This window comes from Paraburkholderia sp. 32, from assembly GCF_050435345.1.
Lineage (GTDB): Bacteria > Pseudomonadota > Gammaproteobacteria > Burkholderiales > Burkholderiaceae > Paraburkholderia > Paraburkholderia tuberum.
Window position 1 is genome coordinate 677036 of sequence record NZ_JBNDKD010000003.1, and the last position, 14810, is coordinate 691845.

Here is a 14810-nt window from a genome sequence, read left to right on the forward strand (position 1 = left end):
GCGTCGACGTTCACTACGCGCATCCATATTGCCACGCTGGCAACGGCTGAAAATGGGACGATGGTCCTATAAGCAATGCGCCATGACTGAAGATAGAGCCGTACCGACGCAATCGCCAACGCCCGCTACGCCATCGTCACGCGATTTCGTCCTTGATGCTTCGAGCGATACAACGCACGGTCAGCGCTCGCGAAACCGTCGCGATGCGCGGGGCGCGACAGGTCGCTGATACGCGTGAGCGACGCGCCAATGCTGACCGTCACCACCCCAAGCGGCGACGCGCGATGCTCGATCGCGAGGTCCGCCACGCGCTGGCGCAGCGTTTCGAGCGTGTCTTCGAGCATCGATGGTTGCGCTTCGAGCACCAGCATTCCGAACTCCTCGCCGCCCATGCGCCCGACCACGATGCGCTCGCTGTCGGCGGCGGCCTGCATCACGGAGGCGACCAGACTCAGACAGTGATCGCCGGCCTGATGACCGTAGGTGTCGTTGTACTGCTTGAACCAGTCGACGTCGACGACCACCGAGCCCATCACGTCGCCGTCGCGCGCCTCCTTCCAGCGGCGCGCGATGGTTTCGAGCAGGAAGCGCCGGTTGTACAACTGGGTGAGCGGATCGATCGCGGTGGCCGTGCGCATCTTCAGATCGTTTTCGATCATCGCGCGCAGGTGGTAAAACACGCCGCGCCGGCCCGCGTCGAGCCGGCCCGGCGCCGGGTCCATCGCGCACAGCGCGCCGACGATCTCGCCGTTCGGCGCGCGCAATGCGATCGCCGCGTAAAAGCGCACGAACGGATGACGCTTGACGAGCATGCATTCGCCGAAGCGGCTGTCGTTGTGCGCATCCTCGATCACGAACAGGTCGGCATCGCGCACCGCGTAGTCGGCGAGCGAGCGCGCACGCGTGACGAGCGGCATCGCCATGCCGACCTCGGCGCGATAGTGCTGATGCTCCTCGTCGAGCAGCACGATCGCGGTAATTGCCGCGCCGGTCACGCTCTTCAGAATCTCCGCCGCATGCGTGAAGCACTCGCGCATCACCTGGTCGTCGTGCAACAGCCACTCGATGACCGAAGACTCGACCTCGGGTTCGCCGGCGGCGGTCGAGTCGACTGGCATCCGGCTGGCGAGGCGGTCGTTACTGTAAGCGAGTTGCACGGAAGGGTTCCAGAATGGGCTTAGCTTATGTCAACGGCATAGGCACGCGAAACTTGAGCACAGAATGTGGGACCGCGCCCAGGCGCCGGAGCGCATCCGGGAGCCCCAAAGAAAATGGGCCGGCTCTCGCGAGCCGGCCCATCGATCGATGCGACGTTCAGGTAATCAGACGCGCCGCCTTACTCCTTGTCGCCCTTCACCTGCGGCAGCGCCGACGTCTCGTTCGACGACAGCAGGCCCACCTGCGAGTAGATGCGCAGCTTGTCGCGCGTGTCGGTGATGTCGAGGTTGCGCATCGTCAGCTGGCCGATGCGGTCGCGCGGCGAGAACGTCGATGCGACCTTTTCCATCGACAGACGCTCGGGCTGATACGTGAGGTTCGGCGACTTCGTGCTGAGGATCGAGTAGTCGTTGCCGCGACGCAGCTCGACGCTCACTTCGCCGGTGATCGCGCGCGCGACCCAGCGCTGCGCGGTTTCGCGCAGCATGATCGCCTGCGGATCGAACCAGCGGCCCTGATACAGCAGACGGCCGAGGCGGCGGCCGTTCTCGCGGAACTGCTCGATCGTGTCTTCGTTGTGGATGCCGGTGACGAGACGCTCGTAAGCGATGTTGAGCAGCGCGAGGCCCGGGGCTTCATAGATGCCGCGGCTCTTCGCCTCGATGATGCGGTTCTCGATCTGATCGCTCATGCCGAGACCGTGACGGCCGCCGATCCGGTTCGCTTCGAGCAGCAGCTCGACCGCGTTCGGGAACGTCTGGCCGTTCAGCGCGACCGGCTGGCCTTCCTCGAAGCGGATCGTCACTTCTTCCTTCGCGATCTGCACGTCGTCGCGCCAGAACGCGACGCCCATGATCGGGTTCACGATCTTGATGCCGGACTCCAGGCTTTCGAGGTCCTTCGCTTCGTGCGTCGCGCCGAGCAGGTTCGAGTCGGTCGAATACGCCTTTTCCGCCGACATCTTGTAGTCGAAGCCCGACTGGCGCATGAACTCGGACATTTCCGAGCGGCCGCCGAGTTCGTCGATGAACAGCTGGTCGAGCCACGGCTTGTAGATCTTCAGGTCCGGATTCACGAGCAGACCGTAGCGGTAGAAACGCTCGATGTCGTTACCCTTGTACGTGCTGCCGTCGCCCCAGATGTTGACGCCGTCGTCCTTCATCGCGGCGACCAGCATCGTGCCGGTCACGGCGCGGCCGATCGGCGTCGTGTTGAAGTAGGTGACGCCCGCCGTCGAGATATGAAACGCGCCGCACTGCAGCGCCGCGATGCCTTCCGCGACCAGCTGCGCGCGGCAGTCGATCAGGCGCGCGCCTTCGGCGCCATATTGCGTGGCGCGACGCGGGATCGAATCGTAATCGTCTTCGTCGGGCTGACCGAGGTTGGCCGTGTAGGCGTACGGCACGGCGCCCTTCTTGCGCATCCAGTGCAGCGCGGCGCTAGTGTCGAGGCCGCCGGAAAACGCGATACCGACCTTCTGGCCGATCGGAAGACTTTCAAGGATTGTACTCATAAGCAGTAGCGTTAAACTCGACGTACGGGGAGATTTGGGGATAACAGCTAAGTATCGGGCAAGCCTGGCGATCAGGCAAGTTACGCGGGAGTATACCGTGAACCGCCGTCCGGCCTTGGATTTTGCCGGTCGGCGCGGCCTCGCGCCGCAATCTCGCTGCGCCGAATTTCCGGATTAATTCACGCTGTATTTGCGGTAACGGGGGCGGATTTATTATCGTCTAAGGGTAGCATCGCGGATTGCGTCAACGCACCGGCCGTTCACCCTTTTCATCCCGTTCATTCCCCTTGCCCGCCGCCCATGACCACGACCACCCCGGACGCCTCGCTGGTCACCCACGTGCGGCTCGCCGACGGCAAGCGCGCCGAGGTGTCGATCGTCGATGGCCGGATCGCCGCGCTCGGCGCCGCTCTGCCATGCGAGCCCGGTGTGCCGGTCGAGGACGGCGGCGACGCGCTGCTGCTGCCCGGTTTCGTCGAAGGGCATACGCATCTGGACAAGACCAACTGGGGCTTGCGCTGGTATCGCAACGAAGTCGGGCCGAAGCTGACCGATCGCATCGAAAACGAGCGCCGCTGGCGCGCCGAAAGCGGCACCGCCGCGCGCGCATGCGCCACGCCGTCCGCTACAACAAAGACGTTTTTTGGACTCGAATGATCAATCTTTTTCAGGCCATGCAGGCCTTCGTCAAGGTGGCCGATGTCGGCAGCTTCGCGCAGGCCGCCGGGCAACTGAACGTGTCGACGTCGGTCGTCACGCGTCATGTGTCGAGCCTCGAACAGCATCTCGGCATTCGCCTGTTTCAGCGCACCACGCGCAAGGTCGTGCTGACCGAGGCCGGCGCGCAATACGCGGACGGTTGCCGCGTGCTGCTCGCCGAACTGGAGGAAGTGGAGTCGCGCGCGACCACGGCCTCGCGCGACGTGGCCGGCGACCTGCGCATCGTCGCGCTCGGCAGTTTTTCGCTGTTTCGGCTAACGCCGCTGTTCGCCGAATATCAGGCGCGCTTTCCGCAAGTCAACCTGCGCGTCACGCTGACGGAAAAACGGGTCGATCTGCTCGAAGGCGGCTTCGATGTCGGCATCGTGACCGAGCATATGATCCGCTCGGAGTCGCTGGTGGCGCGGCGTCTGATCAACTCGCACGCGGTGCCGGTGGCAGCGGGCGCGTATCTCGCGCAGGCCGGTCATCCGCAAACGCCGGCCGAACTGGACGGGCATCGGCTGATTGCCGCGCCGTTCGACACGACCGGCCCGATGTGGATCTTCCGCAAGGGTGACGGCGATGCCGAAAGCGCGAGCGAGGACGGCGACGATAGCGGCGAGAGCATCGCCATCGATGCATCGTTCACGGTCAACAGCATGATCATGCAGAAGCAGGCCGCGCTGGGCGCGATGGGCATCGCGCTGCTGCCGCTCGAAATGGTCGAGGACGAGTTGCGCGCCGGCACGCTGGTGCGCGTGCTCGACGGCTATGCGGTGCTCAATGGCGACGTGGCCGTGTCGCTGGTGTATCCGAGCCGCGAGTTCGTGCCGCGCAAGGTGCGCGAGTTCATCGATCTCGCGGTCGGTTTCTTCAAGTGACGCTTCAAGGCCGCTCGCCGCGCGCGAGCCGCGCGTCGATGTCGTACACGACCGGCATCAGATCCGCGACGCTATCGATCACGTAATGCGCGCCCGCCGCCTTCAGCCTGGCCATCGCGGCGTTGCGGCGCGCGGCGAATTCGTCGGCCGGCAACGCCTTCACCTCCGCCTCGCTCATGCCGAACGCGTTGCCGCTCACCGCGACACCGACCGCCCACGTGCCGGCGTTGATGCCTTCCTCGATGCCGACCTCGGTGTCGTCGACCTTGATCGCCTCTTTCGCGCGCCACACGCCGAGCAGCGGCAGCGTCCGGTAGATCATGTACGGTGACGGCCGCCCTTCCGGCGTATCGCCGGTGCACACGATGCTGTCCGGCGCAAAGCCCTGCGCGGCCGCGCCCGGTACGATTTCGTCGATGATCTCGCGGGTATAGCCGGTCGTCGTGCCGATGCGGATATCGTTCCGACGCAAGGCGCTCGCGACTTCGGCGACGCCCAGGATCACCGCGCTGTAGCTCGCCGCGACCGCGATGTTCTTCGGCACGAACACGTCGTACACGGCGTCGATATCGGCGTCGGTCGGCGTATGGCCGTGGCGCTCGGCCCAAGCCTGCGCCACGCGCGGCAGCGCCATCAGCGCCGCGATATGCGGCCGCTTGGCCATGCCCATCGGGCCGCGCGCTTCGTCGATCGTGATCGGCACGCCGAACTGCTCGAAGGTCTCGACGAAGGCCCCCATCGGCGCGCGTGAACCGTAGTCGACCACCGTGCCGGCCCAATCGAAAATCACTGCCTTCACGTGTTTCATCTGCTTGACTCCCCAGGAATCCGAATGTATTGGGTTTGCCGTCGCGGGTTTGCTGTCGCGGCTCAGGCCGCCTGCGCGAGCGCCTTGCGTTCGTCGAGCGCGGCGGGCGGCGGCCCCGCGTGCGTGACGCCCATCGTGCGCAGCGCTTGCGCGCAGGCATCGACCACGCGTCGCATCACCTGCTCGTCGACCTGACCGATGCAGCCGATGCGGAAACTGTCGACCACCGTCAGCTTGCCCGGATAGATGATGAAGCCCTGCTCCTTCATCAGTTCATAGAAGCGCACGAACTCGAACGACGGATGCGCCGGCGAAAAAAACGTCACGATGATCGGCGAGCGCCAGCGCCCGTTGAGCAGCGGCTCGAAGCCAAGCTCGTGCATGCCGGCCACCAGCACGTCGCGATTGTTGGCGTAGCGCGCGAGCCGCGCGGGCTGCCCGCCTTCGAGCTGGTAGAGACGCAGCGCCTCGAGGAACGCGGCCACCGTATGCGTGGGCGGCGTGAAGCGCCACTGGCCCGTGCGATCCATCACGTCCCATTGATCGTAGAGATCGAGCGCGAGCGAATGGCTGCGGCCTTTCGCCTCGCGCAGGGCGCTCTTGCGCGCGATCACGAAGCCGAAACCCGGCACGCCCTCGATGCACTTGTTCGCCGACGACACGAACGCCTCGCACGCGATCTGCCGCACGTCGAGCGGCACCGCGCCGAAGGCGCTCATCGAATCGATCAGCAGTTTGCGGCCGTGCCTCGCGACCGCGGCTGCAATCTCATCGAGCGGATTGAGGATGCCCGAGCTCGTTTCGCAATGGATCGCGACCACGTGCGTGATCGATGGATCGGCGGCAAGCATGCGCTCGACTTCGAGGCCGCGCGGCGGCAGGTAGTCGCCCTTGTCGAGCAGTGTGCAGGCGCGGCCGAGATAGCCAAGCGTGATCGCCGCGCGCTTGCCGTACGCGCCGTTCGCGAGCACGAGCGCGTGGCCGTCGCGCGGAATCAGGCTGCCGAGCATCGCTTCGACGCAGTAGCTGCCGCTGCCCTGCAGCGGCACGCAGTCGTAGTCGCCCGCGGTGTCGCCGGCGATCGCCAGCAGGCTCGCGCGCAACTCGGCGGTCATCGCGCGGAAGTCGCCGTCCCACGAGCCCCAGTCGCGCAGCATCGCCTGTTTCGTCGATAGTGCCGTGGTCAGCGGGCCCGGCGTCAGCAGATAAGGCTCGCCGCCAGCCGGCGCGGCGCAGGGTGTGGTGCAACGGGTCGATGTTGCCGCGGCTGCCACGGCCAATGTCGCCGCCGAACCGCCGATCGCGCTTTCCATGTCCGCCACTCCGATATCGCTATGTCGATAGCTCACACGATACAGAAGCGTTGTGCATCGGCAAAATCGATATAATCGATGACGGTATCGCAAAAACTTATTTGCTGGCGAGGCACACGTGCAATACGCGCAATTGCGGGCGTTCCATGCGGTCGCGGAACATGGCGGCTTTTCGAAAGCGGCGCAGGCGTTGTCGCTGACGCAGCCGGCGGTGTCGGATCACGTGCGGCGGCTCGAACAGGATTACGGCGTCAAGCTGTTCGAGCGCGGGCCGCGCGGCGTGGAGACGACCGAACTCGGGCTGCGCCTGTTCAGCGTGACACGGCATATGCTCAGTTGCGAGCGGGACGCCCGCCAACTGCTCGAATCAGCGGGCGGGCTGGAGTCGGGTTCGCTATCGCTCGCGGCCGATGCGCCCGATCTCGCCGTCGCGCTGATCGGCGCGTTTCGCCAGCGGCACCCGGGCATCGTCGTCACGCTGTCGATCGCCAATGCGGCAGAGTGCATGCAGCGCGTGCTGTCGAGCGCGGTCGACGCGGCGATCACGGCCGCGCCGCAGGTGCATAGTCGCTTGCAGTCGCGCGTGTTGCGGCGCGATCCGCTGGTCGCGATGGTGCCGGCGAGCTACCCGGCCGCGAAGAAGCGCCGGCTGAGTTACGCGGAGCTCGTCGAACAGCCGATGATCTTCCGCGAGCCGCAATCGGTCACCCAACAACTGCTCGAAATCGAGCTCGTGCGCGAGTCGTTGCAAGTCGAGCCGGTCATGTACGTGGATGGCCGCGAGGCGCTGGAGGAAGCGGTCGCGCAGGGAATCGGCGTCGGCGTCATTGCGCGCGCAGAGTTCAACGAGTCGCGGCGGATCCGGATGGTGCCGCTGCTCGATTGCCGCGTGCAGATGATCGAATCGCTGACGCGGCTCGCCGAGCGGCCGGGTTCGAATCTGCTCGACGCGTTTTTTGCGGTGGAGTTGCCGGGAGCCGAAACAGAGGTCTTGGGGGGCGATGTTCAACGCGCGTAGCTCGCGCGCCGTCGCTGCGAGGAGCGGCGTGGCCTTCATGCTGTCGGCCCCGCCGCCCGCGAGCGCGCTCGAATTGTTCCGCGGGTTGCCACCAGCGTTGGCAACCCCTTCAGACTTAACGCGAGCCGCCGCTCGCGATCAGGCTCTCGCCCGTCAACCAGCGCGCGTCATCCGACGCGAGGAACGCGACGACATCCGCGATATCGTCGGGTTGGCCGATACGGCCGAGCGGCGTCGTGCTGATCGCCCACGTTTCGAAGTCCGAGCCGATCACGCCGGCGCTGTGGGTGCCCTCGGTCTCGACCATGCCGGGATTCACCGAATTCACGCGGATCTTGCGCGGTCCGAGTTCCTTGGCGAGCACGCCGGTGATCGCATCGACCGCGCCCTTGGTCGCCGTGTAGACCGCGGTGGTCGCCGGCGTGATGCGGGTCACGACCGAGCTCACGTTGACGATGCTGCCGCCTTCGCCCAGATGCCTGGCCGCCGCCTGCGACACGAGCAGCAGCCCGAGCACGTTGACATCGAAGTGCTTATGGAAGTGCGCTTCGGTGATCTCTTCGAGCGCCGCGAATTCATAGACACCCGAGTTGTTGACGAGAGCGTCGAGCCGCCCGTACGTTTCGATCGCCGTATCGATAATGCCGTTCGCGTCCGCGGCCTTCGACACGTCACCGCCAACCGCGACCGCCTTGCCGCCCGCCGCGGTGATATCGGCGACCACCTTGTCGGCGCCCGCGCGGCTCGACGCATAGTTCACCACGACCGACGCGCCTTGCGCCGCCAATGCCTTCGCAATCGCCGCTCCGATGCCTTTCGATGCACCCGTTACAACCGCTACCTTGCCTGTGAGCTTGCTCATCATCGTGTCCTTTCAATGGTTCGCGCCGGCATGCCTCGCGAGGAGCCGCGGAGTCCACGCCAATAAAAGCCGGAAATGCAGTGGCGCTGTCACTGATCGTTAATTTAGGCACGGCGCGAGGCCGGATAAAGCGGCTCGAGACGAATTGATACGCCGCTTCCGACGAACAATCGATTCGCATCAGACCTCGATGGCCCCGTTTACGCGTGGCTTACGACGATTGATGCTGTTTGGCTTGCGCCGCGGCGTCGGCGTCGCGCAAGCGCGCGCTGACCGACCGCAAGAGCGGCACGCGGCAGCAGAGACGTGCAACCGCTCAAGACTCCTACGGGCAGACGCCGCGATCAGGCGCTACACACTCAAAGCGCTTTTATTCACCGCGCTTTTGTTCGCTGCTGAGCAGCAGCGCGATGTGCGCGGCCACGCTCGCGAGCACCGCGAGCGCGCCGAGCGTATCGAGAATAATGGGCCACACGATCTCCCTCCTCCGCGATCCGCTGCTCCCAACGTCTTTTAAACGAATGCGCGCGCCATCGATTGCACACCGGGGCCGAGCAGACAGATAAAGAACCAGCGACGAAAACTCGCCGCACTGATACGCCCGCGCACGCGCTGACCGAGCTGCCGCAACCAGCGTGCCGAGTACGATGCCCGCCAGCATCGGCCATACGCGTTCGACGAGCGCGCGCACGCCCGATCCCGCAAACAGCTGCCACCCGTTGGTGACGAACGACGGCAACAGCATGCGCGAGCTGAATGCGCTGCCGCGCGCGGAAAAGGCGCTCGTGCGTCATCTGGCCGGCATTGAGCGGCGCTGTTGCTATCATTCGTTGCCCTCGCGCAGCGCCGCGGCGGCAGCACCGTACCGCAACCGGCAGCGCCCAAGGCGCAGCAGACCAACGCAACACCAATCGCCGACGCATCACATCTCAGAGGCATGCATGGAATTTCGCCAACTTCGCTACTTCATCGCGGTCGCCGAGGAGATGAACATCACGCGGGCGGCCAATCGTCTGCATATGACACAGCCGCCGCTGTCGCGGCAGATCCAGCAGATCGAGGAAAGTGTCGGCCTGCCGCTGTTCGAGCGCGGCTCGCGGCCGTTGCGGCTCACCGAAGCCGGCCGCATTTTCTACACGCAGGCGAAACGTCTGGTCGATGAAGCCGACGAGCTCGCGCCGCTCACGCGCCGGCTCGCGCAACTCGCGGAACGCATCGTGATCGGTTTCGTACCGTCGACGCTGTATGGCGCGCTGCCCGCAGTGATCCGCTCGTTTCGCGAGGCCGCGCCGCACATCGAGCTGTCGCTGATCGAGATGTTCACGATCGAGCAGTTGGCCGCGCTCAAAGGTGGCCGCATCGACGTCGGCTTCGGCCGGCTGCGCTTCGACGATGCGCAACTCGCGCGCGAAGTGCTGGTCGAGGAACGGATGATCGCCGCGTTGCCGCAGGACCATCCACTCGCGCGGCAAAAGAAGCCGCTCACGCTTGCCGCGCTCGCCGAGGAAACGCTGATCGTCTATCCGAGCACGCCGCGGCCGAGCTATGCGGACCAGCAGATCTCGGCAATGCACGATCAGGCGCTGGAGCCGAAAGCAATCCATGAAGTGCGGGAGTTGCAGACCGCGCTAGGGCTGGTCGCCGCGCAGGTCGGCGTGTGTCTCGTGCCGGAGAGCGTCGAGGGCTTGCGCGCGCATGGCGTCGCGTACCGGCCGATTCCGTCGGCAAGCGCCGCGTCGCCGATCATCATGAGCCGGCGCCTGCAGGACGAATCGCCGGCGACGCTGCTGATGTGCTCGCTCGCGCGGCAGTTGTTCAAGCGCGTTTGAGCGCCGCGTGCGTGAGCACGGCGATGCGGCGCCGCGCGCCCGGTCAATAGAGCGAACCGTCGACGGCAAAGCCGCCCCGCACAGGCGACAATGCCTTCACCTGGCTTCCCGCACGGAGTCTTCATGAAAGCGCAGCGTCCGCGGCCTCCGCACTTTCCCGCCGAACCTACGCGCGCCGAATGGCGCGAGCACCTGCTGCCCTACTTCATCACGGCGCTGCTGATCGCGTTCGCGATCGTGCTGATCGTCTGGATCGCCAATCCGGCGCCGCCGCGCACGATCACGATCAGCGCCGGCCCGCGCGACAGCTCGTTCGTCGTCACCGCGAACCAGTACCGCAAGATCCTCGCGCGCAACGGCATCCGCCTGAACGTGCTCGAATCCGAAGGTTCCGTGCAGAACCTGCAGCGGCTGCTGGATCCGAAGCAGCACGTCGATATCGCTCTCGTGCAGGGCGGGGTGGCCGAAGGGCTCGATACTTCGTCGCTGGTGTCGCTCGGCAGCGTGTTCTATGTGCCGATCGTCGTGTTCTATCGCGGCACGGCGCTCACGCGACTGGCGCAGCTCGAAGGCAAGCGGATCGCGGTCGGCCGCGAAGGCAGCGGCACGCGGCTGCTCGCGCTGCAACTGCTCGCGGCGAACGGCATCGAGCCCGGCGGCGCCACGACGCTGGTGCCGAGCGACGGCCTGCAGGCCGCCACGCAGCTGGTTGCCGGCGAGGTCGACGCGGCGATTCTGAGCGGCGATTCGGCCACGCGCGGCCTGATGCTGCGGCTATTGCGCGTACCCGGCATCTCGGTGATGAATTTCGACGAAGCGAGCGCCTATACACGCGTCTTTCCGTTTCTCGACCAGATCGACTTGCCGCCCGGCGTGCTCGATCTGAAGCGGCGCATTCCGCCCGAGACCGTTCACCTGATTAGTCCGACGGTCGAACTCGTCGCGCGCAGCACGCTGCATCCGGCGATTTCGGATCTATTGATCGAGGCGGCGCAGGAAGTGCACGGCGCCGCGGGCCTGTTGCAGCACGCCGGCCAGTTCCCGAACCCGGTCGAGCACGAATATCCGATCAGCGACGACGCGCAGCGCTATTACCGGACCGGCAAGGGCTTGTTGTATCGGACGCTGCCTTTCTGGCTCGCGAGCATCGGCGATCGTACGCTCTTCCTGCTATTGCCGGTTGCCGTGCTGCTGTTGCCCGCCATGCGCGTGATTCCGGCGCTGTACCGGTGGCGGGTGCGCTCGCGCATCTATCGTTATTACGGTTCGCTGATCGCGATCGAACGGCACGCGCTCGCCGGCGCAACCGACGAGGAGCGCACCCAGCTACTGGGGCAACTGGACGAGATCGAGGCGGCGCTGAGCCACCTGCGCATGCCGCTCGCGTATGCGGATGCGTTTTACGTGCTGCGCGAGCATGTGGGATTCGTGCGCAGCCGGTTGACGGCTGCGCCGCCCGTCATGGCCTCGTGATCGAGGCCATGACGGGCTGTGCCAAGGTTAGGCTTGGGAGGGGGGCGAGGCGGGAGCGGTGGCTTGCGGTTCGTGTTGCGCGCTGGTCTGCGCCTGGGTGTCCGCGCTCCCGGCGGCATCCGCCGCTATGGCTTCCGGCGACGCAGCAGCGGCATCCGCTTGGCGGGCCGCTTGTTCCGCGACTGCCGCTACCCCTGCTTCGGCCTGCGGCGCTTCAGCGGCCGCGCCCTCGGCCGGTGTACCTGCATCGGTCGGCGCATTCGCGCTTGCCGTCGCGGTGGCGGTCTTCTGCGCGCCCTTCGCCGCGCGATGCGCAAGCAGGCGCTGAGCACCCGCCGCTTCCTGCGCCGTGACCTTGCCGGCTTCGACGCCCGCCAGGTCGACGCGCGCCGCGCCTTCGACGAGGCTCTTCCAGTAGCGTCCGCCACGGCACCACGTCTTGATCGCGTCGCGCAGTTCGGCTTCGCTCAGCGACAGCTCCTTCGCATGCACGACGAGGTCTTCGAAAATGCCGATCTTCAGCGGCAGCTTCGGGGCCGGATTCTTCGGGAAAGCAACCGGGAAATGTTTTTGCAGACGACCGATCGAGCGCACCACCGGGTCCACCGGCTTGGCGTCCACCGCCGGCTTGGCGGGCGCGGTGTGGCGCGCCGGCTGCGGGCCGCCGGCTCGCGTACCCGGCTTGCCGTCCGGGCGAGCGCCGGCCTTTGCGGCCGGCTTCGCGCCGGGCCGGCCACCGGGCTTCGTGCCCGGATTGGCGCCACGCTCGGCATGTGAACCAGGATGTGCCGCTGAATTTGAAGCGGGCTTGCCAGCGGACTTCGAAGCGGGGCGCGCGGCCGATTTGCGATCGGGCTTGCCGGCGGACTCTGCGGCGGCGCGCGCCGCGGCCAGTTGCTTCTTCAGTTCAGCGAGTTGTTCGAAACCCATAGTGCACAACCAATCTGTCGATCCGTAAAAATGAGATTGTAGCAGCGTGCGCCTGCGCGCTTGTGACAACCCGAGCCGCAGCGACGATCGTCAATTCGCGGCCGTGACGGGCGCGTGGGCGGCGGGCGCGCGCAGCCCCGTGACCGACACCCGCAAACCGGGCGCCCCGACATTGTTGCTCAGCGACAGGCCGAGCTGATGCCGCTCGGCGATCCGCGCGACGATCGCGAGACCGAGCCCGCTGCCCTCGCCCTTCGACTCCTCGCCGCGATAGAAAGGGTCGAACACGCGTTCGAGTTCCGCCTCGGGAATTCCCGAGCCGCTGTCGACGACCTCGAAGCCCACGCGCTCGCCCGTGCGTCGCAGCACCACGTCGACACGGCCGCCCGGCGGCGTATGACGGATTGCGTTATTGATCAGGTTCCCTAACAACACGCTGATACTGTGCGGCTCCGCGAACACCGTATAGGCGTCGTTCGGTGTGCGAGCGTGTTCGCATTCGAGGCCGAGATCGATCTCGCGCAACTCCGCGAGCACGGAACAGTCGCTGACCGCCTGCTCGCCGATGCGGCGCAGGCTGACCGGCACCGTCGACGTGACCGGCTGCGCGTCTTCGCGTGCGAGCGTCAGCAGTTGCTGCACGAGGTGGATGATCCGGTTCACCCGATGTTCGACGCGCTCGAGCGTCTGCCCCTCGCCTCTCAGCGATCCATCGCGCGACGCCGCCTGCAGTTGCAGCTTCAGCGCCGCGAGCGGCGAGCGCAACTCGTGCGCGGCATCGGCGATGAACGTGCGCTGCGCCTGCGACGCCGTATGCAACCGTTGCAGCAGATCGTTCAGCGCTTCGAAGAGCGGCCGGATTTCGACCGGCAGGTTGCCGTCGAGCCGCAGCGGTTCGAGCGAATCGATCGAACGCGTCGCGAGCGCGCGCGACAGCCCGCCGATCGGCGCGAGCCCGCGCGCGACCACCAGCAGCACCAGCGCGATCGTCACCGGCAGCAGCACGCCGAGCGGCCACAGCGTGTGCAGCGCGAGCTGCAACGCGAGTTCTTCGCGCACCGAGACCGGTTGCGCGACCTGCACGTAGCGGTCTGTCTGCGCGACGCCGAAGATGCGCCAGTGGTAATCGCCGCGCGGCACTGTGTGAAAGCCCGGCGGCAGACGCTCGAACTCCGGCGCCCGCGCGGAGCGATAGACGAGCGTACCGCCGCGGTCCCAGATTTCGATGACGATGCGGTCGTCGGCGAGATCGCCGAGGTCGGGTTCCCGCCGCTCGCGGCTGCCCGCGCCGCTCAGCGCCGACGGCAGCGACAGCGCGACGGTGCGCAGTTCGTAGTCGAACAGCTCGCTCGCCTCGCGCCGCGCGGTATGGAAGATCGCGAAAGCCGCGATCATCGACGCCGCCGCCATGCCGAAGATCAGCCAGCCGAGCAGCCAGCGGCGAATCGACGTCATCCGCACCTCTTCAGGCGGTAGCCGACCCCGCGCACGGTCACGACCTGGTCCGCGCCGATCTTGCGCCGCAGACTGTGCACATGCACTTCGATCGTATTGCTGCCGACTTCCTCGCCCCAGCCGTACAGCTTTTCTTCGAGCTCGGCCTTCGTGAACACGCGGGTCGGCTCCTCGATCAGCGCCTGCAGCAACGCGAATTCGCGCGGTACCAGCGGCAGCGGCATGCCGTCCTTGGTCACTTCATGCGCGGCGGGGTCGAGCGTCAGTTCGCCGTGACTGTAGACCGGCTGCTTCTGGCCGGTGCGCCGGCGCAGCAGCGCGCGAATGCGCGCGGCCAGTTCGTCGAGATCGAACGGCTTGATCAGGTAGTCGTCGGCGCCGGCGTCGAGACCGCGGATGCGCTCGTCGACCGCGTCGCGCGCGGTCAGGATGATCACGGGCGCCGCGCCGCCGTTGCGGCGATACGCGTTCAGCACGTCGATGCCGTCTTTTTTCGGCAGGCCGAGGTCGAGCAGCACGAGGTCGTACACGCCGTTATCGAGCGACAGTTCCGCCGCGCGGCCGTCCTCGGCCCAGTCGATCGCGTAGCCGGCGCGGCGCATCGCGCCCAGCACCGATTCCGCGATCATGTCGTCGTCTTCGACCAGTAGCAGGCGCATGGCCTCTCCTCTCCTTGGTGCGGTTTTGGCCGCCGCATTATCGGCCGTCGCAGCTTAACGAACCCTTACGGGGGTACGGACGACGCGTCGATTTCGCACGGCCCGGCTCGCGCGATTCGACGTTAAGCCTGTCTTATCGTGCAGTTGCCGCTCGTGCTGTTGCTGCTGCCGGCGTTGCTGAAGCTGTTGATGAAAAAGCAGCCGGTGTG

Annotated in this window: 12 protein-coding genes and 1 pseudogene; 5 read left to right on the plus strand and 8 right to left on the minus strand. The window is 66.3% G+C overall.

The window, feature by feature from the left end:
• Positions 1–125 precede the first annotated feature (125 nt).
• Both OKW26_RS25840 and argG read right to left on the minus strand, forming a co-directional pair.
• Complete coding sequence (locus OKW26_RS25840; RefSeq protein WP_311540826.1) at positions 126–1157, minus strand: diguanylate cyclase; 1032 nt, start codon at positions 1155–1157, stop codon at positions 126–128.
• A gap of 179 nt (positions 1158–1336) precedes the next feature.
• Positions 1337–2671, minus strand: a complete 1335-nt coding sequence (gene argG, locus OKW26_RS25845; RefSeq protein ID WP_429355637.1) for an argininosuccinate synthase — start codon at positions 2669–2671, stop codon at positions 1337–1339.
• Positions 2672–2971: 300 nt separating this feature from the next.
• Between argG and OKW26_RS25850 the strand changes: the two are divergent.
• Positions 2972–3265, plus strand: a pseudogene (locus tag OKW26_RS25850) (cytosine deaminase); the annotation flags it as partial.
• Positions 3266–3324: 59 nt separating this feature from the next.
• The gene (locus OKW26_RS25855; RefSeq protein WP_090805804.1) at positions 3325–4254 is read left to right on the plus strand and encodes a LysR family transcriptional regulator; all 930 of its coding nucleotides are present in this window, start codon (positions 3325–3327) and stop codon (positions 4252–4254) included.
• Positions 4255–4258: 4 nt separating this feature from the next.
• On the opposite strand, the gene phnX is transcribed toward OKW26_RS25855, so the two are convergent.
• Together phnX and OKW26_RS25865 are read right to left on the minus strand one after the other, a co-directional pair.
• On the minus strand, positions 4259–5062 hold the full coding sequence (gene phnX / locus OKW26_RS25860) for a phosphonoacetaldehyde hydrolase (RefSeq protein ID WP_429355638.1): 804 nt from the start codon (positions 5060–5062) through the stop codon (positions 4259–4261).
• A gap of 62 nt (positions 5063–5124) precedes the next feature.
• Positions 5125–6375, minus strand: a complete 1251-nt coding sequence (locus OKW26_RS25865; protein WP_221309359.1) for a 2-aminoethylphosphonate--pyruvate transaminase — start codon at positions 6373–6375, stop codon at positions 5125–5127.
• A 118-nt stretch (positions 6376–6493) separates the two neighbouring features.
• Between OKW26_RS25865 and OKW26_RS25870 the strand changes: the two genes are divergently transcribed.
• The gene (locus OKW26_RS25870) at positions 6494–7393 is read left to right on the plus strand and encodes a LysR substrate-binding domain-containing protein (RefSeq protein ID WP_184067675.1); all 900 of its coding nucleotides are present in this window, start codon (positions 6494–6496) and stop codon (positions 7391–7393) included.
• Positions 7394–7508: 115 nt separating this feature from the next.
• Here OKW26_RS25870 and OKW26_RS25875 read toward each other — a convergent pair whose 3' ends face one another.
• Positions 7509–8255 (minus strand): glucose 1-dehydrogenase, encoded by a 747-nt coding sequence (locus OKW26_RS25875; protein WP_429355639.1) that lies wholly within the window; start codon positions 8253–8255, stop codon positions 7509–7511.
• Between the two features lie 941 nt (positions 8256–9196).
• Between OKW26_RS25875 and OKW26_RS25880 the strand changes: the two genes are divergently transcribed.
• Positions 9197–10084: a LysR family transcriptional regulator gene (locus tag OKW26_RS25880; RefSeq protein WP_187612768.1), complete on the plus strand. Its 888-nt coding sequence runs from the start codon at positions 9197–9199 to the stop codon at positions 10082–10084.
• 123 nt (positions 10085–10207) lie between these two features.
• On the plus strand, positions 10208–11557 hold the full coding sequence (locus OKW26_RS25885; RefSeq protein ID WP_429355640.1) for a TAXI family TRAP transporter solute-binding subunit: 1350 nt from the start codon (positions 10208–10210) through the stop codon (positions 11555–11557).
• Positions 11558–11584: 27 nt separating this feature from the next.
• On the opposite strand, the gene OKW26_RS25890 is transcribed toward OKW26_RS25885, so the two are convergent.
• The 3 genes from OKW26_RS25890 to OKW26_RS25900 all read right to left on the minus strand — a co-directional run bounded on the left by OKW26_RS25890 (position 11585) and on the right by OKW26_RS25900 (position 14601).
• A complete protein-coding gene (locus OKW26_RS25890; RefSeq protein WP_429355641.1) occupies positions 11585–12487 on the minus strand; it encodes a ProQ/FinO family protein in 903 nt (300 codons plus the stop codon).
• 90 nt (positions 12488–12577) lie between these two features.
• Entirely contained in the window at positions 12578–13942 is a 1365-nt protein-coding gene (locus OKW26_RS25895; RefSeq protein WP_429355642.1) for an ATP-binding protein, read from the minus strand.
• Positions 13939–14601, minus strand: coding sequence for a response regulator (locus OKW26_RS25900; RefSeq protein ID WP_429355643.1), 663 nt, complete (start codon positions 14599–14601; stop codon positions 13939–13941). The genes OKW26_RS25895 and OKW26_RS25900 overlap by 4 nt, the downstream gene beginning before the upstream one ends.
• Positions 14602–14810: the final 209 nt, after the last annotated feature.

Coding starts and splice junctions, on each gene's coding strand:
- argG (WP_429355637.1), bottom strand. CDS start 2,671: ATGAGTACAATCCTTGAAAGTCTTCCGATCGGCCAGAAGGTCGGTATC.
- OKW26_RS25855 (WP_090805804.1), top strand. CDS start 3,325: ATGATCAATCTTTTTCAGGCCATGCAGGCCTTCGTCAAGGTGGCCGAT.
- phnX (WP_429355638.1), bottom strand. CDS start 5,062: ATGAAACACGTGAAGGCAGTGATTTTCGATTGGGCCGGCACGGTGGTC.
- OKW26_RS25865 (WP_221309359.1), bottom strand. CDS start 6,375: ATGGAAAGCGCGATCGGCGGTTCGGCGGCGACATTGGCCGTGGCAGCC.
- OKW26_RS25875 (WP_429355639.1), bottom strand. CDS start 8,255: ATGAGCAAGCTCACAGGCAAGGTAGCGGTTGTAACGGGTGCATCGAAA.
- OKW26_RS25880 (WP_187612768.1), top strand. CDS start 9,197: ATGGAATTTCGCCAACTTCGCTACTTCATCGCGGTCGCCGAGGAGATG.
- OKW26_RS25885 (WP_429355640.1), top strand. CDS start 10,208: ATGAAAGCGCAGCGTCCGCGGCCTCCGCACTTTCCCGCCGAACCTACG.
- OKW26_RS25890 (WP_429355641.1), bottom strand. CDS start 12,487: ATGGGTTTCGAACAACTCGCTGAACTGAAGAAGCAACTGGCCGCGGCG.
- OKW26_RS25895 (WP_429355642.1), bottom strand. CDS start 13,942: ATGACGTCGATTCGCCGCTGGCTGCTCGGCTGGCTGATCTTCGGCATG.
- OKW26_RS25900 (WP_429355643.1), bottom strand. CDS start 14,601: ATGCGCCTGCTACTGGTCGAAGACGACGACATGATCGCGGAATCGGTG.